Raw genomic sequence first — 19747 nt, 5'->3', positions numbered from 1 at the left:
GTGACCCTTTTTTTTATGTCTAAAAAACGATACTATCATAATGTCTGTTATCATGGGAATATATGTGTATATAACTGAAGCAAGCAAACATTATCCATACATAGAGGAGGAAAAGAGTATGAAAATCTATACAAAAACAGGTGATAAAGGGACAACATCTCTTATTTACGGTCAACGGGTATCAAAGAATGATGCGAGGGTTGAAGCGTACGGAACCTGTGATGAAACGAATTCAATGATTGGTCTGGCCCTTAGTCATTTAAGAAATGAAATTTTTCAAGAGAAAGAAATAATAGATAATGTATATCATAAAATACAAACGAACCTTTTTCATGTTGGGGCTGAGCTGGCAACTCCGAAAGGTAAAGAGGTTAAGTGGTCGCTCACTTCTCTTGATGTGGAGGAAATGGAAAAGCAGATTGATGATTGGAATAGCTCGCTATCCGAATTAACCAATTTTATCCTGCCGGGAGGCCATCCTGCAGCAGCGGCTTTTCATGTAGCCCGGACAATGGCGAGAAGGGCTGAAAGGTGTGCGGTTTCGTTAGGTGAGGAAGTAAACCCGCTTGTATTAGCCTATTTAAATCGACTTTCAGACCTATTATTTATTACCGCTCGGTATGTAAATAACCGGTTAGGGGCAGCGGAACAAACCTTGCATGAAAAAAGTAATTAATCATTGGGGTTTGTGAGGTTGCAATATTGACAAAAGTATAAATATGTTAGTAAAATTAATTATAACAATTATAATCTAAGAATATTTTTGGAAAAGAGGTGCATGGCGATGAATCAGTTAAAAGAAGCGTTGGATACCTTAAAGGAAACTGGGGTGCGGATTACTCCACAACGTCATGCGATACTTGAATATTTAATAAGCTCGATGTCACATCCTACTGCTGATGATATTTATAAAGCATTAGAAGGAAAATTCCCTAACATGAGTGTGGCAACAGTTTACAATAATTTACGAGTATTTCGTGAAGTCGGTCTTGTTAAGGAATTAACCTATGGTGATGCATCAAGTCGTTTTGACTTTGTTACGTCTCATCACTATCATGTAATTTGTGAGCAATGCGGAAAAATAGTTGATTTCCATTATCCGGGACTTGATGAAGTAGAGCATCTTGCCTCACATGTAACAGGATTTAAAGTGGAGAACCACCGAATGGAGATTTACGGCTCTTGTCCTGAATGCGCAAGTAAGGAAGTCCATTAATTTTAGAATACGGGCTCTTTTTTACAATAAAAAAGAGGGTGCCTGAACCTTTACGGCTTGTAAGCTGTTAGGTATCAGTCATCCTCTATTTATTTTTATTACTTTTTATTATAGGTCTCATCGAACTCTTCGCCTTCAAGTTTAGGATCAAGGGTTAAAGGTTCTCGACAATACATACACATATCCACTCTGCCTAGCATTTTCGTATGCTTCCCGCAGCTAGGGCATTTGACTTGGATGGTTTTTGTTGATAACATCCCAATCCAAAAATAAACGACAGTACTTGCGATAATAAAAATAAGACCTAAAAGCATAAAGATGGTCATAATAACTGGTGAGGTACGAAAATAAATACCTCCATACATAACAATAAAGCCAATAAAAATTAATGATAGTGCAAAGCTGCGAATTTTATTTATTTTACTCGAGTATTTAGCCATGTTACTCCCTCCTAGAGAAACTATATCATATTTGTCTATGGAGAAAAAAGGTTACGCAGAAGAATGTCGAAATTTGTCTTTGAAGAAAGAAGGAAATCTGTTTTCACTGTCGAAGCTATATATACCCGAAAAAATTGGAGGAATGATGAATGGAAGACATCCTTCGGCCTATTTACCAAGAAAGGGCGAGCCAATCAAATACCCTTGGAGTTTTGTTGATTGAAAAAAAACAAAAATTAAGTCATATTACTGATTCCTTTGATGTCATATTACTAGTGGTTGTTAAAGAGGCAGAACGGCCTGTCTTTATAAAGCATTATACGTATGACAATAAAAAGGCAGCGATGCACATCATTACAGAAGAGCAACTGCAGGAATGGCTCTTACTAGGTACTAATCGAAAAATTTTTGAATGGCTCCATGATGCGAAAATTCTCTTTGATCGTAATGAATATGTAGCCAATCTAAAGACAGAACTACGAGAGTTCCCTTTTAATGGACGGAAAATTAAGATGGGATTAGAGTTTGCCAAGTTGATTCGTCGCTACGTTGATGGAAAAGCGTTGTTTGAAAGTAAACAATTTTTGGATGCGTATAATCATGTGGTTCACTCCTTGCATCATTTAGCGAGGTTAGCGGTGATAGAAAATGGTCTACATCCAGAATTGACTGTGTGGCACCAAGTGAAACAAATTGAACCTGAAATATATAAATTATATGAAGAACTGGTTAACAGTGAAGAAACACTAGAGAAACGATTAGAGCTTTTATTCTTGGCAAGTGAATTTATGATTCATTCAAGAACCGCGATTTGTAGTGTTCATTTATTAGAGGTACTTAGCAGTAAGGAACATTGGTTATTTAATGAGATCATGAACGAAAAAGAATTAATACCTTATTCTGTGGATTTAGTGGTCATGCTTGAGTATTTAATTGAGAAACATTTAATAGATATCGTTAATATTGAAACCAAGGGTCATGGGGTTTATCACCGTTGTTACCAGGTGGCAAAAAAATTATCGTGAAAAAACATTAATTCTTATTGACCTTTTGTTTATTACTTGGTATATTAATAACCGTCGCTGCGAAACGATTAATTAAAACTTTCGCCGGTGACGGTTTTTCTTTTAAAAAGATGTTGACATCGTAAAAAACTTTATGTTATATTAATAAAGTCGCTTACGAGCGATATCGAAGATTGTTCTTTGAAAACTAAACAAACAAAAACGTCAACAAACAAAAATATTTAGCTTCTTAATGAAGTTAAGCCAACGTAACAAAATGAGCTAATCAACTTTCTTGGAGAGTTTGATCCTGGCTCAGGACGAACGCTGGCGGCGTGCCTAATACATGCAAGTCGAGCGAACCACTTCGGTGGTTAGCGGCGGACGGGTGAGTAACACGTGGGCAACCTGCCTGTAAGACTGGGATAACTTCGGGAAACCGGAGCTAATACCGGATAATCCTTTTCCTCTCATGAGGAAAAGCTGAAAGACGGTTTCGGCTGTCACTTACAGATGGGCCCGCGGCGCATTAGCTAGTTGGTGAGGTAACGGCTCACCAAGGCGACGATGCGTAGCCGACCTGAGAGGGTGATCGGCCACACTGGGACTGAGACACGGCCCAGACTCCTACGGGAGGCAGCAGTAGGGAATCTTCCACAATGGACGAAAGTCTGATGGAGCAACGCCGCGTGAGCGATGAAGGCCTTCGGGTCGTAAAGCTCTGTTGTTAGGGAAGAACAAGTACCGGAGTAACTGCCGGTACCTTGACGGTACCTAACCAGAAAGCCACGGCTAACTACGTGCCAGCAGCCGCGGTAATACGTAGGTGGCAAGCGTTGTCCGGAATTATTGGGCGTAAAGCGCGCGCAGGCGGTCCTTTAAGTCTGATGTGAAAGCCCACGGCTCAACCGTGGAGGGTCATTGGAAACTGGGGGACTTGAGTACAGAAGAGGAAAGCGGAATTCCACGTGTAGCGGTGAAATGCGTAGAGATGTGGAGGAACACCAGTGGCGAAGGCGGCTTTCTGGTCTGTAACTGACGCTGAGGCGCGAAAGCGTGGGGAGCAAACAGGATTAGATACCCTGGTAGTCCACGCCGTAAACGATGAGTGCTAAGTGTTAGGGGGTTTCCGCCCCTTAGTGCTGCAGCTAACGCATTAAGCACTCCGCCTGGGGAGTACGGCCGCAAGGCTGAAACTCAAAGGAATTGACGGGGGCCCGCACAAGCGGTGGAGCATGTGGTTTAATTCGAAGCAACGCGAAGAACCTTACCAGGTCTTGACATCCTCTGACACTCCTAGAGATAGGACGTTCCCCTTCGGGGGACAGAGTGACAGGTGGTGCATGGTTGTCGTCAGCTCGTGTCGTGAGATGTTGGGTTAAGTCCCGCAACGAGCGCAACCCTTGATCTTAGTTGCCAGCATTCAGTTGGGCACTCTAAGGTGACTGCCGGTGACAAACCGGAGGAAGGTGGGGATGACGTCAAATCATCATGCCCCTTATGACCTGGGCTACACACGTGCTACAATGGATGGTACAAAGGGCTGCAAGACCGCGAGGTTTAGCCAATCCCATAAAACCATTCTCAGTTCGGATTGTAGGCTGCAACTCGCCTACATGAAGCCGGAATCGCTAGTAATCGCGGATCAGCATGCCGCGGTGAATACGTTCCCGGGCCTTGTACACACCGCCCGTCACACCACGAGAGTTTGTAACACCCGAAGTCGGTGGGGTAACCGTAAGGAGCCAGCCGCCTAAGGTGGGACAGATGATTGGGGTGAAGTCGTAACAAGGTAGCCGTATCGGAAGGTGCGGCTGGATCACCTCCTTTCTAAGGATATAAGCTGGACCTATGAGCCAGACAAAACACGTTTGTTTGATTGTTTCTTGTTTGTTTAGTTTTGAGAGTGCAATTTCTCTCAAAACATCGTTCTTTGAAAACTAGATAATCGTAATGAAGAAGTCAAGTAAATACATCGAGTAATCGCCATTTTAGTTTTCTCTCTTATTTAATTAAGAGAAACAAACCTTTTAGGTTAAGTTAGAAAGGGCGCACGGTGAATGCCTTGGCACTAGGAGCCGATGAAGGACGGGACTAACACCGATATGCTTCGGGGAGCTGTAAGTAAGCTTTGATCCGGAGATTTCCGAATGGGGGAACCCACTGTTCGTAATGGAACAGTATCTTTACCTGAATACATAGGGTATTGAAGGCATACCCGGGGAACTGAAACATCTAAGTACCCGGAGGAAGAGAAAGCAAACGCGATTCCCTGAGTAGCGGCGAGCGAAACGGGACATAGCCCAAACCAAGAGGCTTGCCTCTTGGGGTTGTAGGACACTCAACATGGAGTTACAAAGGAACGGGGTAGATGAAGCGGCCTGGAAAGGCCCGTCAGAGAAGGTAAAAACCCTGTAGTCGAAACTTCGTTCCCTCCTGAGTGGATCCTGAGTACGGCCGGACACGTGAAATCCGGTCGGAAGCAGGGAGGACCATCTCCCAAGGCTAAATACTCCCTAGTGACCGATAGTGAACCAGTACCGTGAGGGAAAGGTGAAAAGCACCCCGGAAGGGGAGTGAAATAGTTCCTGAAACCGTGTGCCTACAAGTAGTTAGAGCCCGTTAATGGGTGATAGCGTGCCTTTTGTAGAATGAACCGGCGAGTTACGATCCCATGCAAGGTTAAGTTGAAGAGACGGAGCCGCAGCGAAAGCGAGTCTGAATAGGGCGAATGAGTATGTGGTCGTAGACCCGAAACCAGGTGATCTACCCATGTCCAGGGTGAAGTCCAGGTAACACTGGATGGAGGCCCGAACCCACGCACGTTGAAAAGTGCGGGGATGAGGTGTGGGTAGCGGAGAAATTCCAATCGAACTTGGAGATAGCTGGTTCTCTCCGAAATAGCTTTAGGGCTAGCCTCACGTAGTAAGAGTCTTGGAGGTAGAGCACTGTTTGGACTAGGGGCCCTCATCGGGTTACCGAATTCAGACAAACTCCGAATGCCAAAGACTTATCCGTGGGAGTCAGACTGCGAGTGATAAGATCCGTAGTCAAAAGGGAAACAGCCCAGACCACCAGCTAAGGTCCCAAAGTTTACGTTAAGTGGAAAAGGATGTGGAGTTGCTTAGACAACCAGGATGTTGGCTTAGAAGCAGCCACCATTTAAAGAGTGCGTAATAGCTCACTGGTCGAGTGACTCTGCGCCGAAAATGTACCGGGGCTAAACGTAACACCGAAGCTGTGGATTGACATCTTAGATGTCAGTGGTAGGAGAGCGTTCTAAGGGCGTTGAAGCTAGACCGTAAGGACTGGTGGAGCGCTTAGAAGTGAGAATGCCGGTATGAGTAGCGAAAGATGAGTGAGAATCTCATCCACCGTATGCCTAAGGTTTCCTGAGGAAGGCTCGTCCGCTCAGGGTTAGTCGGGACCTAAGCCGAGGCCGAAAGGCGTAGGCGATGGACAACAGGTTGATATTCCTGTACCACCTCTTTATCGTTTGAGTGATGGGGGGACGCAGGAGGATAGGGTAAGCGCGCTGTTGGATATGCGCGTCTAAGCAGTTAGGCTGGAAAGTAGGAAAATCCGCTTTCCGTGAAGGCTGAGCTGTGATAGCGAGGGAAATTTAGTACCGAAGTTCCTGATTCCACACTGCCAAGAAAAGCCTCTAGCGAGATAAAAGGTGCCCGTACCGCAAACCGACACAGGTAGGCGAGGAGAGAATCCTAAGGTGAGCGAGAGAACTCTCGTTAAGGAACTCGGCAAAATGACCCCGTAACTTCGGGAGAAGGGGTGCTTTTTGAGGTGAATAGCCTCGAAGAGCCGCAGTGAATAGGCCCAGGCGACTGTTTAGCAAAAACACAGGTCTCTGCGAAGCCGCAAGGCGAAGTATAGGGGCTGACGCCTGCCCGGTGCTGGAAGGTTAAGAGGAGGGGTTAGCGCAAGCGAAGCTCTGAATCGAAGCCCCAGTAAACGGCGGCCGTAACTATAACGGTCCTAAGGTAGCGAAATTCCTTGTCGGGTAAGTTCCGACCCGCACGAAAGGCGTAACGATCTGGGCACTGTCTCAACGAGAGACTCGGTGAAATTATAGTACCTGTGAAGATGCAGGTTACCCGCGACAGGACGGAAAGACCCCGTGGAGCTTTACTGTAGCCTGATATTGAATTTTGGTACAGCTTGTACAGGATAGGTAGGAGCCTGAGAAACCGGAGCGCTAGCTTCGGTGGAGGCGTCGGTGGGATACTACCCTGGCTGTATTGAAATTCTAACCCGCACCCCTTATCGGGGTGGGAGACAGTGTCAGGTGGGCAGTTTGACTGGGGCGGTCGCCTCCTAAAGAGTAACGGAGGCGCCCAAAGGTTCCCTCAGAATGGTTGGAAATCATTCGTAGAGTGTAAAGGCACAAGGGAGCTTGACTGCGAGACCTACAAGTCGAGCAGGGACGAAAGTCGGGCTTAGTGATCCGGTGGTTCCGCATGGAAGGGCCATCGCTCAACGGATAAAAGCTACCCCGGGGATAACAGGCTTATCTCCCCCAAGAGTCCACATCGACGGGGAGGTTTGGCACCTCGATGTCGGCTCATCGCATCCTGGGGCTGTAGTCGGTCCCAAGGGTTGGGCTGTTCGCCCATTAAAGCGGTACGCGAGCTGGGTTCAGAACGTCGTGAGACAGTTCGGTCCCTATCCGTCGTGGGCGCAGGAAATTTGAGAGGAGCTGTCCTTAGTACGAGAGGACCGGGATGGACGCACCGCTGGTGTACCAGTTGTCTTGCCAAAGGCATCGCTGGGTAGCTATGTGCGGACGGGATAAGTGCTGAAAGCATCTAAGCATGAAGCCCCCCTCAAGATGAGATTTCCCATAGCGTCAAGCTAGTAAGAACCCTGAAAGATGATCAGGTTGATAGGTCAGAGGTGGAAGCGTGGTAACATGTGGAGCTGACTGATACTAATCGTTCGAGGACTTAACCAAGTTTTAAAGCGAACTCGTAGTTTACAAACACTTCTTCTGCATTATCTAGTTTTGAGGGAATGAAAAATTTGAAATTTCCTCTTGCAAAATATAAAAAAGACATTATAATAAAATAGTGTCGAATAAATGGTCTGGTAATTATGGCGAGAAGGTCACACCCGTTCCCATACCGAACACGGAAGTTAAGCTTCTCAGCGCCGATGGTAGTTGGGACGAAAGTCCCTGTGAGAGTAGGACATTGCCAGGCTGTTTTAAAATATTCCGCAGTAGCTCAGTGGTAGAGCTATCGGCTGTTAACCGATCGGTCGTAGGTTCGAGTCCTACCTGCGGAGCCATTTCTTTTGGAGAGCTGTCCGAGTGGCCGAAGGAGCACGATTGGAAATCGTGTAGGCGGGTAACCCTGTCTCAAGGGTTCAAATCCCTTGCTCTCCGCCATTAAATTTTAAGATATGGCCCCTTGGTCAAGCGGTTAAGACACCGCCCTTTCACGGCGGTAACACGGGTTCGAATCCCGTAGGGGTCACCATTTATGGAGGATTAGCTCAGCTGGGAGAGCATCTGCCTTACAAGCAGAGGGTCGGCGGTTCGATCCCGTCATCCTCCACCATAACTTTTGAAATAAATAATTATTACCGTCGCGGGGTGGAGCAGTCTGGTAGCTCGTCGGGCTCATAACCCGAAGGTCGCAGGTTCAAATCCTGTCCCCGCAATATGGTCTGGTAGTTCAGTTGGTTAGAATGCCTGCCTGTCACGCAGGAGGTCGCGGGTTCGAGTCCCGTCCAGACCGCCATATAATGTTGGCTCAGTAGCTCAGTCGGTAGAGCAAAGGACTGAAAATCCTTGTGTCGGCGGTTCGATTCCGTCCTGAGCCACCATTTATTTCTATGAAACACTTTATATGTGGAGGGGTAGCGAAGTGGCTAAACGCGGCGGACTGTAAATCCGCTCCCTCCGGGTTCGGCGGTTCGAATCCGTCCCCCTCCACCATATACAGGGGTATAGTTTAAAGGTAGAACGAAGGTCTCCAAAACCTTTGGTGTGGGTTCGATTCCTACTACCCCTGCCAATTATATATTGTGGCGATTGTGGCGAAGTGGTTAACGCACCTGATTGTGGTTCAGGCATTCGTGGGTTCGATTCCCATCAGTCGCCCCATAATATTTTAAATTAATTTAGCATTGGGCTATAGCCAAGCGGTAAGGCATCGCACTTTGACTGCGACATGCGTTGGTTCAAATCCAGCTAGCCCAGCCATTTTGCGGAAGTAGTTCAGTGGTAGAACACCACCTTGCCAAGGTGGGGGTCGCGGGTTCGAATCCCGTCTTCCGCTCCATAACTTACGGCGGCATAGCCAAGTGGTAAGGCAGAGGTCTGCAAAACCTTTACCACCGGTTCGAATCCGGTTGCCGCCTCCATAAAATTCATACAGTGCATAATCTACTTTTTATATACGCCGGGGTGGCGGAACTGGCAGACGCACAGGACTTAAAATCCTGCGGTAGGTGACTACCGTACCGGTTCGATTCCGGTCCTCGGCACTGATTTACAAAAACAATTTAATATGCCGGTGTGGCGGAATTGGCAGACGCGCACGACTCAAAATCGTGTTCCTCTGGAGTGCCGGTTCGACCCCGGCCACCGGTATCATGAAAAACACTTCTTATTTTATTATAAGAAGTGTTTTTTTATTGTTTTGTAAATGATATTCAACGAAGAAGCATAGGGTCTATGTGCTGCAAATAAGTGATAAACAAATTAAAGGGAAACGAAATGCTATCTACGAGCCCGAATTGCCTGATGGAGAAGGATTACGGTCGCATAGACAGGCTCTATGAACCCGAATTGCCTAATAGAGAAGGATTACGGTCGCATAGACAGGCTCTATGAGCCCGAATTGCCTAATGGAGAAGGATTACGGTCGCATAGACAGACTCTATGAGCCCCAATTGCCTAATGGAGAAGGATTACGGTCGCATAGACAGACTCTATGAGCCCCAATTGCCTAATGGAGAAGGATTACGGTCGCATAGACAGGCTCTATGAGCCCGAATTGCCTAATGGAGAAGGATTACGGTCGCATAGACAGGCTCTATGAGCCCGAATTGCCTGATGGAGAAGGGTTACGGTCGCATAGACAGGCTCTATGAGCCCGAATTGCCTAATGGAGAAGGATTACGGTCATAGACAGGCTCTATGAGCCCGAATTGCCTAATGTAGAAGGGTTAGGGTCGCATAGAAGGGTTCTACGAGCCGAACTGTCTGATGGAGAATCAAAAACACCTTGATTGCCCTCCACCTCTATGCAATTATGCCAGCCTCTCAATGTAAATTCACAATAAATAACCATAATACAAAAAAACGAGCATTGCTCGTTAGTTATTTTCTCCATATTTTGTTACGCCGAAATAATCACTTGTTACGTAATCATTATATTTAACATCTAAATCATGAAACATCCGATGTACATCTATTAAATAAGAAACATCCTTCGTTTCATCTGCCTGTACCAGTAGATCATGTGTTAGCATAAAATCCGATTTTAAATCTGGATCATCAACTGCGTCAATCATTTTATTCAAATTCTCTATGTAGTCTTTGTATTTGTTATGAAAAAGAGTAAAATTAAAATCTTTACTTCTTCCCCAGCATAACTCTTCATTCCAATAATTATGATTAATTTTAATGTATTCTCCAATATCCGCTTCGTCTACATTCGCTTGTACTAGCTGCTGAACAGGCAATTCATTTGAGGCAGCTCGGTAAGACTTGAAATAAATCGTAACAGCGGAACCAACCACAATAGCTATGAATAAGATTGTAGAGAAAATGATCGGTTTCCTTCGAATAAAGCTCACCCCACTAGATTAGTAGTTAAAGATTTTAATATAGAGTAGCAAATATTTTTATTGATGTCATTTAAAAAGGGAATAAATCGGTCATATGTTTTTTGATGTTATTCGACAAAATTTGCATAACTCTCTTGACGCGTCCAAAAAAAGTGTGTATTATTGTAAGGGTCAACTCGTTCAATGAGTTGTCACAAATATATGCGGGTGTAGTTTACTGGTAAAACCTCAGCCTTCCAAGCTGATGTAGTGGGTTCGATTCCCATCACCCGCTCCATACATAACTAACGCAGTGTATCGTTACTTAGAGAACGATGCATTGCGTTTTTTCTTTATATAGAAAAAAAGATGCCAGACTGGCATCATTTAAGAATGTGGTAGGTTGCTTCCCCGCCGTGTATTTGAACAAACATGTTCATTAGAGATTCTGTTAGCTTTTCTGCGTTATGAAGATCAGTGGATGGTCTTAAATAGATGAGTTGCAGAGCATGTTTTGTCTCTAACGAAACAGGGGCTCTATCAGAATCCACAAAAGGACTTCCAAATGGGCCAATCTCATCTGAGGATACAATAAGATGTTGTAAGGAATTTAAACGTCCATTTAAGCCCGTATATTCCTCCCCTTCACCACCAAAGCGAATACTAATGGGGCCTTTCAAACACTCTTGGTCGTAGATTCCGATAGGTACTTGATATTGTAGAGAGAAAAAATTATTAATATCGATTGCACTTTGTACAGATGAAAGATAATTCTGTTTCTGTACTCTTCTGTATAAAGCTTCGACAGATGGGCGGTACCGGTTCGGGTCCTTACCATTATTTTTAAAAATAGACCGCCATTCCTGAACCCCAGGTAACTCTGTAACAGGTGTATTTTCTAAATCAAAATAAATAGACTCCTGGAAGAGCTGGAGTCTGCCTCTTAGCATTTGCGGTGAATCTCCAACCAATATATTTTTATATTCGATAATACCCAGTTTAAAGTCAGGAATTTGTCCCTTTATTTCTTGTGAGAGTTGAATTTCCAACGATTCCACCTCCAAATTTCATTTAAAATAGTTTATCATAAATAGATGTGCAACCAATAATTAAAACAATCAAACCTCAACTAATATAAACAATCTTTGGGGGAAGGAGGAACCAATATGGATGTCAAACAATTAAAAAAAGAGCTCATTGCTTATAGCAAGGAAATTGGAATCGATAAGATCGGTTTTACAACCGCAGACATGTTCATTGAATTGAAAAATAGATTAATCAGACAACAAGAACTTGGCTATCAATCTGGTTTTGAGGAGCCAGACATAGAGAAACGTGTGACACCCGCTCTTTTGATGGAGGAACCACGTTCCATTATTGCGATTGCCCTAGCCTATCCCTCAAAAATGAACGAGCGTGTAGAAGGCAAGAAGGGTGAACGTAGAGGCTTTTTCAGCAGGGCTTCTTGGGGGCTCGATTACCACCATGTTTTACGTGACAGACTAAAGAAGCTGGAAGAGTTTATTTTAACAAAGGTCCCAGAGGCAAGGTTAAAATCAATGGTCGATACGGGAGAGCTTTCTGACAGGGCCGTTGCCGAGCGGGCTGGCATCGGTTGGAGCGGGAAGAATTGTGCCATTATTACTCCAGAGTTTGGCTCTTATGTCTATTTAGGAGAAATGATCACAAGTATACCATTTGAACCAGATACACCTATTGAGGACCAGTGTGGTACTTGTACGAAATGTTTAGATGCTTGTCCTACGGGTGCATTAGTCCAAGGGGGACAGATTAATGCACAGCATTGCATTTCCTTTTTAACACAAACAAAAGAGCTAATTCCAGATGAATTTCGGGATAAGATCGGAAACCGTATTTATGGATGTGATTCCTGCCAAACCGCATGCCCTGTGAATAAAGGGAAAAACTATCATTTCCACGAAGAAATGGAGCCCGATCCAGAGGTAGCCAAGCCGTTACTAAAGCCAATATTAAAATTGAGTAACCGCGAGTTTAAAAACCAGTTCGGTTCGGTGGCTGGCTCTTGGAGAGGAAAAAAGCCAATTCAACGAAATGCAATTATTGCCCTTGCTCATTTTAAAGATGATACAGCTATTCCTGACTTAATCGAAGTATTAGAAAAGGAAGCGAGTCCGGTATCGAGGGGAACCGCTGCATGGGCGCTTGGGAAAATAGGAGGTGAATCCGCTCGCCTTGCTCTTATGAAAGCAAGAGAGAAAGAAACTGAAAGCGAAGTTCAACTAGAAATTGCCAAAAGTTTAACTTATTTTTAATAAGGAAAGGGCGAACCAAAATTGGTTTCGCTCTTTTTTATATTAAAACCAACTTTCCTTCATATGTATGAAAGAAAGGGGTGAAGAAATAATGTTTGAATTGCTCCAGGATTTGTTTGAAAAAAGAGTGAATCAATTTGTTACCGATAAAAGAAGCCATAGGATATTTTTTCCGAAGGCTGAGAAAAAACAAGAAGCATTAGCCAAACGGTCAGCAGAAATTGTAAAGGTGAAAGCTACAGGAAGAATTACGGAGGAATTTTCGGAAGAAGAATTTCAAACGGTAAAATACCTTGCACACTATCAATACTTAATTAAGCAAAAAGGAATCTTCTACTTAGAAGAAGAGATGGAAGAAAGACTGGCGAAGTTTTACAAAGGTGCTTTAGTTATGGATGAGGAAAGAATCCCAAAGGAAGATGTATACTCTCATCAAGAGATATTAGAAGAAGGGCCTGATGAAACGGATGAACGGTTAAGCTATCAATACGATCGCTTAAAAGCCGTGCAATATGCGGAGCGCTGGTGGAATACCTACAACCCTGCCTACAAGAAATTTGAAGTAGATTGTACTAACTTCATTTCACAATGCCTTCATACAGGAGGAGCCCCCATGAGAGGGTATCCCAATCGCGGGAGTGGGTGGTGGCTACAGAGTAGCAACTGGAGCTACAGCTGGGCTGTAGCCAATTCACTAAGGCTATATTTAGGGAATTCAAAGGCGGGTCTAAGGGCTAGAGAAGTCAGCAGTCCAGATCAATTATTACTGGGTGACGTTATTTGCTATGATTTTGAGGGGGACGGCCGTTACAATCACAACACCATTGTAACCGGAAAAGATGCTAATGGAATGCCTTTAGTGAATGCCCATACCTATAATAGTCGTAAGCGTTATTGGGCATATGAGGATTCCTCAGCGTATACCCCGAATATTAAGTATAAGTTCTTTAGCATTATCGATTTATAAGACCACACTATTGTACTTCTTTGTCTGCCTTTCTTTGGTGTGTGATTCTTTAAAAGAAGGAATGAGAGTGGTATAATTGCTTTTATAGTTTTTTCAACGGGGTGAGTTTTTTGGCTATACACGTAGTACTATATCAACCACAAATACCTTCTAATACAGGAAACATCGCAAGGACTTGCGCAGGCACTGATACTCATTTACATTTAATTCGGCCGTTAGGTTTTTCAACGGATGATAAGATGTTGAAAAGAGCAGGTCTGGATTATTGGGAGCATGTAAATATTACGTATTATGATTCCTTAGAAGAATTTTACGAAAAAAATGCTGGCGGTGAATTTTTTTACTTAACGAAATTTGGGCAAAAGCCTCATAGCAGTTTCGATTACAGTAGCCCAGAAAAAGAATATTATTTTATTTTTGGAAGAGAAACAACCGGTTTACCGAAGGACGTCATTGAAAATAATAAGGATGCAAGCCTAAGGATTCCGATGACCAATAATATTCGTTCATTAAATCTTTCTAATACTGCAGCTATACTTATTTATGAAGCACTTCGTCAGCAAAACTATCCAAATCTCGATTAAGTGAAGGAGGCCCGGTTCTTGGGCCTCTTTTTGTAAAAGGAAGGGAACCTATAATGAATGATATCATCACAACGATTCTAAACCATCGTTCCATACGAAATTTTGAGGACAAGCCTTTAACAGATGAGCAGATTAAAACCATTGTATTGAGTGCACAAGCGGCTTCGACGTCAAGCTATATTCAAGCCTATTCCATTATTGGTGTGAAGGATCAAGAGAAAAAGAAAAAGTTGGCGGAACTAGCAGGCAATCAGGATTATGTTGAAAAAAATGGCCATTTTTTTGTTTTTTGTGCAGATCTTTATCGTCATAGCATCATAGGGAAAGAAGAACAAAAAGAAGTCAATCCATCAATAGAAAGCACTGAGAAATTTATGGTGGGTCTCATTGATGCTTCCTTAGCGGCCCAAAACGCTGCTATTGCGGCTGAATCACTTGGGCTAGGGATTTGTTACATAGGGGGGATTCGAAACAACTTAGAAGAGGTAAAGAAGCTCTTAAAAACACCTGAGCGTGTCATTCCTTTGTTTGGACTTGCGGTGGGATTTCCAGCGAAAATGACGGAGCAAAAGCCAAGATTGTCCTTTGAGCATATCTATCATGAAAATGAATATGAACAGGATATGGCTATTTATTTACAACAGCTAAGGGAGTATGATGAACTCATCTCAAACTATTATGAACAAAGAACTGGCGGGAAAAGAAATGATCGCTGGACAGCGCAAATGGCCCAGATGCTGGAAAAACAAAGTAGGATGTATATGAAGGAGTTTATTCAAAAAAATAAATTAGATCTACGATAAAAGGCTGCCACCGGGCAGCCTTTTTACAATAACAAATTATTTAGTTGAACCGGGCTTGTCATTATAACCTGCAGTGAAAATTGCTGCCAAGAATGTGATCATTACTAAAACAACGATGAAAGTGTTCATGTTATGTATTGCCCCCTTTGTTTTGCGTATTTTCATTTTTTACCCATATGTTTTTATTATATCCTAACTTTAAAAAATGAAAAGTGTAAGATTTCCTGTAACGAATAAAAAAGATAAAGAGTTACTCACATACGCATGTTCAAGTTCATTGGCGCATAGAGTATATTAATCGTCTCTGATTAAGCTACAGGGGGAGGGCCTTATGGATATTTTAAAAAAAATCGAGATGTATCGAGAAGAAGAGGAAAAACTTCGTTGGGAAGGAACATTCGCTGATTATTTACTGTTGCTAAAGGAAAAGCCATGGGTAGCACAATCTGCACATTCTCGAGTTTATAATATGCTTAAAGATGCAGGGATTGAAGAGGTAAAAGGGACGAAAAGGTATAACTTTTTCAGCAATCAATTATTTGGTTTAGAAGAGTCTTTGGAGCGTTTAGTGGAAGAATATTTCCATCCTGCAGCTAAAAGACTGGATGTCAGAAAGCGGATTTTACTGTTGATGGGTCCAGTAAGTGGCGGGAAATCAACACTTGTTACTATGTTAAAAAGAGGATTAGAAGCCTACTCGCATACCGATAGGGGATCTGTGTTTGCCATTAAAGGCTGTCCGATGCATGAAGACCCGCTGCATTTAATTCCACATCATCTACGTAAAGATTTCTTTGAGGAATATGGTATAAGAATTGAAGGAAATCTTTCACCGCTCAATATGATGCGCCTTGAGAAGGAGTATGGTGGCAGAATAGAAGATGTTCAAGTAGAAAGAATCTTTTTCTCTGAGGATAAGAGAACAGGAATCGGAACATTTAGTCCATCCGATCCCAAATCGCAGGATATTGCCGATTTAACAGGAAGTATTGATTTTTCAACGATTGCCGAATTTGGTTCCGAGTCTGACCCTAGAGCCTATCGTTTCGATGGTGAACTGAATAAAGCAAATCGAGGGATGATGGAATTCCAAGAAATGCTAAAATGTGATGAGAAATTCCTTTGGCATTTACTTTCCTTGACACAAGAGGGGAACTTTAAAGCTGGAAGGTTTGCGTTAATTTCTGCTGATGAATTAATTGTGGCTCACACGAACGAAACCGAGTACCGATCCTTTATCTCCAATAAGAAGAATGAGGCATTGCATTCACGGATTATCGTTATGCCAATTCCATATAACCTTAAGGTTTCTCAAGAAGAAAGAATTTATGAAAAAATGATAAATGAAAGTGATGTTTCCGATGTTCATATTGCGCCGCATACGTTAAAGGTTGCAGCGATGTTCACTATTTTAACCCGCTTAAAGGAGCCTAAAAAAGGAGATATTGATTTACTGAAGAAAATGCGCCTTTATGATGGAGAAAACGTGGAAGGTTTTAACACCGCCGATATAGATGAACTCAAAAAGGAATATCCTGATGAGGGCATGAGCGGTATTGACCCACGTTACGTAATAAATAGAATTTCCTCTACTATTATTAGAAAAGAAGTACCTTCAATTAATGCCTTAGACGTGTTAAGGTCGTTAAAGGATGGGTTGGACCAACACCCTTCTATTACAACAGAACTGCGTGAACGCTATATGAATTATATTTCTTTAGCTAGAAAAGAGTATGATAATATTGCGAAGAAAGAAGTTCAAAAAGCATTTGTGTACTCGTATGAAGAGTCTGCAAAAACACTCATGGACAATTATTTGGATAATGTAGAAGCATACTGCAATAAGAATAAGCTCCGGGATCAATTAACTGGAGAAGAAATCAATCCGGACGAAAAGCTTATGCGTTCAATAGAAGAACAAATAGGGATTTCGGAAAATGCGAAGAAAGCCTTCAGAGAAGAAGTATTAATCCGAATTTCTGCTTTCGCAAGAAAAGGAAAACGGTTTGACTATAATTCGCATGACCGACTACGAGAAGCTATTCAGAAGAAGCTTTTTGCTGATTTAAAGGATGTTGTAAAAATTACTACTTCCTCAAAAACTCCAGATGAGCAGCAGTTGAAGAAAATCAATGATGTAGTGGCCCGTTTAGTAGACGAACATGGATATAATTCAACTTCAGCTAATGAATTACTACGTTATGTTGGAAGCTTATTAAACAGATAACTAGGATTAAAATAGGAAGGACTGGCAGAGAGAATCTGTCAGTCTCTTTTTTTCCAACTTGTAACTCGTCCAATTTCTTAGTAGAAAGCCCAATTGTCAAAATTATTAGTAAATTATTCTTTACTCTTGCATAGGATAAAGTAATCCATATTTTAATTGAACTTTTTAATCGGATTATTTTATGTATTTATATGAAAAAGTGTGTAACAAGATTTAAATAATTTCATAAGGAGGGGTTTACATTGTCTGTTAACAATCATCAATTTGTCATTTCAAGAGAAGATTGGTCCCTCCACCGTAAAGGCCACGATGACCAGCAGCGGCATCAGGAAAAAGTCCAGGAGGCAATTCGCAACAATCTTCCCGATCTCATTACTGAAGAGAGCATAATCATGTCAAATGGTCGAGATGTGGTAAAAATTCCAATTCGTTCGTTGGACGAATATAAAATTCGCTATAATTATGACAAAAACAAACACGTGGGCCAAGGTGACGGTGACAGTCAAGTCGGTGATGTTGTAGCACGTGACGGTTCTAGTGGGCAAAAAGGTCCGGGCAAAGGCCAAGGAGCAGGGGATCAGGCCGGAGAGGACTATTTTGAAGCAGAAGTGTCATTAATGGAGCTCGAGGAAGCATTATTTAAACAATTGGAGCTTCCGAATTTAAAAAGAAAAGAAGAACAGGAACATCTCGTTGAAAATATTGAGTTCAACGATATTAGAAAAACAGGTTTAATGGGTAATATTGATAAAAAACGTACCATGATGTCTGCATTTAAACGTAATGCCATGAGTGGGAAACCGGCGTTTCATCCTATCTATAAAGATGATTTAAAGTTTAAGACTTGGAATGAAGTGGTGAAACCAGATTCAAAAGCTGTCGTTATTGCTATGATGGACACGAGCGGTTCCATGGGAATTTGGGAAAAGTATATGGCCCGTAGCTTTTTCTTCTGGATGACACGTTTTTTAAGAACCAAGTATGAAACAGTTGAAATTGAGTTTATCGCACATCATACCGAAGCAAAAATTGTGACAGAAGAAGACTTTTTTTCAAAAGGTGAAAGTGGTGGAACCATTTGTTCTTCTGCTTACCGAAAAGCCTTAGAGATCATTGACAGTAAGTACAATCCACGAAAGTTCAACATCTATCCATTCCATTTTTCAGACGGTGATAATCTCACATCGGATAACGCTCGTTGTGTGAAGCTTGTAGAAGAGTTAATGAAGGTATCCAACATGTTTGGATATGGAGAGGTTAATCAGTATAACCGACATTCAACTCTCATGTCCGCATACAAGAATATCAAGGATGAACATTTCAGACATTATATCCTCAAACAAAAAGCTGATGTATTCCATGCCATGAAGAGCTTTTTTCAACAAGAAGAATCCAAACAATACGCATAATTGTTAAAGAGGCTGACTCAAAAGCAAAGAGGTCAGCCTCTTTGTTTGTGTAAAAGACCGTAATGAAAAAATGAAAAAATGTGAATAATAATTATAGGACCATAAAAACGTTGGTCATGATTCAATTCTAGTGTCTGATATGGCAGACCTTATTTTACCAAGAGACGTTTTGGCATTTTCTTTATTTAAGACCATGATATTTACGTATAAGGCATCGATGAGACTTAATTGTGCAATCCGTGATGCTAACGCTTCAGATCGGTATTCAGTTTCTTCTGAACTTGTAAAGAGCGCTATATCTACCTTTTGACTTATTGGTGATTTTGGAAAACTAGTGATCCCGATGGATTTCGCTCCATTTTCACTGGCCACATTCAAAATATCAATTGTATCTTTATTTGCTCCAGAATGAGAGATGACAACAGCCAAATCTTTTTCTGTTAACTGTGAAGCGGACATGAGTTGAAAGTGGGAATCAATAAATGCAAACACTTTAATTCCTGTTCGAATAAACTTATGGAATGCGTCCATTGCAATAACAGCTGACCCACCAGTTCCGTAAAAATGAACCCGTTCAGCCGTATGAATCATCTTAACTGCCCTTTGAATCGAATCGCTGTCCTGGAGTTGTAGGGTATTTTCTAAGGTTCTTATATTTGATTGAAATACTTTTTCAGTGACAGTCTTTTCATTATCACCCTCCGTAATTTCCTCATGAATTTGCTGGATGGGAGTAATGATTTCTGAAGCCAGTGCAATCTTCATTGCCTGGTACCCTTTAAATCCGATCCGCTTACAAAAGCGGAAAACCGTGGCGTCGGCCATCCCGAGATCTTCAGCGACTTCGTTAATCGTGCTGTGAAGAATTTTCTCTGGATTGTCTAATATAAAATTAGCAATTTGCTTTTCCTTTTCACTTAACCTGGCATAGTAAGAGCGTATTTTACTAATGCAGCTCATCCGCAACCCTCATTTTTTATTAATATAAATAAATTATAGCATAAAAAAG

The 19747-nt window shown here is 42.3% G+C and carries 13 protein-coding genes, 16 tRNA genes and 3 rRNA genes; 28 read left to right on the top strand and 4 right to left on the bottom strand.

Annotated elements, in window-relative coordinates; genetic code table 11:
- The first annotated feature begins 118 nt into the window (after nt 1-118).
- On the top strand, nt 119-676 hold the full coding sequence (locus QFZ87_RS22090) for a cob(I)yrinic acid a,c-diamide adenosyltransferase (RefSeq protein WP_309866275.1): 558 nt from the start codon (nt 119-121) through the stop codon (nt 674-676).
- A 102-nt stretch (nt 677-778) separates the two neighbouring features.
- Entirely contained in the window at nt 779-1216 is a 438-nt protein-coding gene (perR, locus tag QFZ87_RS22085; protein ID WP_308080752.1) for a peroxide-responsive transcriptional repressor PerR, read from the top strand.
- Between the two features lie 98 nt (nt 1217-1314).
- Here the strand turns inward: perR and QFZ87_RS22080 are convergent, their stop codons facing one another.
- Nucleotides 1315-1656 carry a YgzB family protein gene (locus QFZ87_RS22080; RefSeq protein ID WP_309866268.1) on the bottom strand — a complete coding sequence of 114 codons (342 nt, stop codon included), beginning with the start codon at nt 1654-1656 and terminating at the stop codon, nt 1315-1317.
- 149 nt (nt 1657-1805) lie between these two features.
- Here QFZ87_RS22080 and QFZ87_RS22075 point away from each other — a divergent pair, with 149 nt between their 5' ends.
- From QFZ87_RS22075 to QFZ87_RS21985, 19 genes are all read left to right on the top strand, one after another.
- Nucleotides 1806-2681 carry a nucleotidyltransferase-like protein gene (locus tag QFZ87_RS22075; protein WP_309866266.1) on the top strand — a complete coding sequence of 292 codons (876 nt, stop codon included), beginning with the start codon at nt 1806-1808 and terminating at the stop codon, nt 2679-2681.
- Nucleotides 2682-2952: 271 nt separating this feature from the next.
- A 16S ribosomal RNA gene (locus QFZ87_RS22070) occupies nt 2953-4490 on the top strand.
- Nucleotides 4491-4693: 203 nt separating this feature from the next.
- Nucleotides 4694-7629, top strand: a 23S ribosomal RNA gene (locus tag QFZ87_RS22065).
- Nucleotides 7630-7759: 130 nt separating this feature from the next.
- Nucleotides 7760-7876: ribosomal RNA gene (gene rrf / locus QFZ87_RS22060) — 5S ribosomal RNA — on the top strand.
- Together the 16S, 23S and 5S rRNA genes with 15 tRNA genes alongside form the textbook arrangement of a ribosomal RNA operon.
- A gap of 13 nt (nt 7877-7889) precedes the next feature.
- Nucleotides 7890-7964: transfer RNA gene (locus QFZ87_RS22055), tRNA-Asn, on the top strand.
- 8 nt (nt 7965-7972) lie between these two features.
- A tRNA-Ser gene (locus QFZ87_RS22050) sits at nt 7973-8064 on the top strand.
- Between the two features lie 16 nt (nt 8065-8080).
- Nucleotides 8081-8155 (top strand) — tRNA-Glu (locus QFZ87_RS22045).
- 5 nt (nt 8156-8160) lie between these two features.
- Nucleotides 8161-8236 (top strand) — tRNA-Val (locus QFZ87_RS22040).
- A 29-nt stretch (nt 8237-8265) separates the two neighbouring features.
- Nucleotides 8266-8339, top strand: a tRNA-Met gene (locus tag QFZ87_RS22035).
- Nucleotides 8340-8342: 3 nt separating this feature from the next.
- Nucleotides 8343-8419: transfer RNA gene (locus QFZ87_RS22030), tRNA-Asp, on the top strand.
- A 9-nt stretch (nt 8420-8428) separates the two neighbouring features.
- A tRNA-Phe gene (locus tag QFZ87_RS22025) sits at nt 8429-8504 on the top strand.
- Nucleotides 8505-8531: 27 nt separating this feature from the next.
- Nucleotides 8532-8616: transfer RNA gene (locus QFZ87_RS22020), tRNA-Tyr, on the top strand.
- Between the two features lie 5 nt (nt 8617-8621).
- A tRNA-Trp gene (locus QFZ87_RS22015) sits at nt 8622-8695 on the top strand.
- A 13-nt stretch (nt 8696-8708) separates the two neighbouring features.
- Nucleotides 8709-8784: transfer RNA gene (locus QFZ87_RS22010), tRNA-His, on the top strand.
- Between the two features lie 24 nt (nt 8785-8808).
- A tRNA-Gln gene (locus tag QFZ87_RS22005) sits at nt 8809-8883 on the top strand.
- Between the two features lie 4 nt (nt 8884-8887).
- A tRNA-Gly gene (locus QFZ87_RS22000) sits at nt 8888-8962 on the top strand.
- Nucleotides 8963-8970: 8 nt separating this feature from the next.
- Nucleotides 8971-9044: transfer RNA gene (locus QFZ87_RS21995), tRNA-Cys, on the top strand.
- A gap of 37 nt (nt 9045-9081) precedes the next feature.
- Nucleotides 9082-9167: transfer RNA gene (locus QFZ87_RS21990), tRNA-Leu, on the top strand.
- 25 nt (nt 9168-9192) lie between these two features.
- Nucleotides 9193-9273, top strand: a tRNA-Leu gene (locus tag QFZ87_RS21985).
- Nucleotides 9274-10001: 728 nt separating this feature from the next.
- Here the strand turns inward: QFZ87_RS21985 and QFZ87_RS21980 are convergent.
- Nucleotides 10002-10427, bottom strand: a complete 426-nt coding sequence (locus QFZ87_RS21980) for a hypothetical protein (protein ID WP_309866263.1) — start codon at nt 10425-10427, stop codon at nt 10002-10004.
- Nucleotides 10428-10678: 251 nt separating this feature from the next.
- On the opposite strand from QFZ87_RS21980, the gene QFZ87_RS21975 reads away from it, so the two are divergent.
- Nucleotides 10679-10752, top strand: a tRNA-Gly gene (locus QFZ87_RS21975).
- 85 nt (nt 10753-10837) lie between these two features.
- Here the strand turns inward: QFZ87_RS21975 and QFZ87_RS21970 are convergent.
- On the bottom strand, nt 10838-11503 hold the full coding sequence (locus QFZ87_RS21970; protein WP_309866260.1) for a B3/B4 domain-containing protein: 666 nt from the start codon (nt 11501-11503) through the stop codon (nt 10838-10840).
- Nucleotides 11504-11620: 117 nt separating this feature from the next.
- Here QFZ87_RS21970 and queG point away from each other — a divergent pair, with 117 nt between their 5' ends.
- The 6 genes from queG (at nt 11621) to yhbH (ending at nt 18738) form a co-directional block, all read left to right on the top strand.
- Complete coding sequence (gene queG / locus QFZ87_RS21965) at nt 11621-12748, top strand: tRNA epoxyqueuosine(34) reductase QueG (protein WP_309866256.1); 1128 nt, start codon at nt 11621-11623, stop codon at nt 12746-12748.
- Nucleotides 12749-12839: 91 nt separating this feature from the next.
- Complete coding sequence (locus QFZ87_RS21960; RefSeq protein WP_309866253.1) at nt 12840-13715, top strand: amidase domain-containing protein; 876 nt, start codon at nt 12840-12842, stop codon at nt 13713-13715.
- Between the two features lie 110 nt (nt 13716-13825).
- Nucleotides 13826-14299, top strand: coding sequence for a tRNA (uridine(34)/cytosine(34)/5-carboxymethylaminomethyluridine(34)-2'-O)-methyltransferase TrmL (gene trmL / locus QFZ87_RS21955; RefSeq protein WP_309866250.1), 474 nt, complete (start codon nt 13826-13828; stop codon nt 14297-14299).
- Between the two features lie 53 nt (nt 14300-14352).
- Nucleotides 14353-15102 carry an oxygen-insensitive NADPH nitroreductase gene (gene nfsA / locus QFZ87_RS21950; RefSeq protein WP_309866248.1) on the top strand — a complete coding sequence of 250 codons (750 nt, stop codon included), beginning with the start codon at nt 14353-14355 and terminating at the stop codon, nt 15100-15102.
- Nucleotides 15103-15433: 331 nt separating this feature from the next.
- Entirely contained in the window at nt 15434-17329 is a 1896-nt protein-coding gene (locus QFZ87_RS21945) for a PrkA family serine protein kinase (protein ID WP_309866246.1), read from the top strand.
- A 242-nt stretch (nt 17330-17571) separates the two neighbouring features.
- The gene (yhbH, locus tag QFZ87_RS21940) at nt 17572-18738 is read left to right on the top strand and encodes a sporulation protein YhbH (RefSeq protein WP_308080743.1); all 1167 of its coding nucleotides are present in this window, start codon (nt 17572-17574) and stop codon (nt 18736-18738) included.
- 114 nt (nt 18739-18852) lie between these two features.
- On the opposite strand, the gene QFZ87_RS21935 is transcribed toward yhbH, so the two are convergent.
- Nucleotides 18853-19698: a MurR/RpiR family transcriptional regulator gene (locus tag QFZ87_RS21935; RefSeq protein ID WP_396133944.1), complete on the bottom strand. Its 846-nt coding sequence runs from the start codon at nt 19696-19698 to the stop codon at nt 18853-18855.
- Between the last annotated feature and the right edge of the window lie 49 nt (nt 19699-19747).

Source organism: Bacillus sp. SLBN-46, assembly GCF_031453555.1.
In the GTDB taxonomy this organism is placed as follows: Bacteria; Bacillota; Bacilli; order Bacillales; family Cytobacillaceae; genus Neobacillus.
This window is presented reverse-complemented; position numbering and strand designations above follow the sequence as displayed.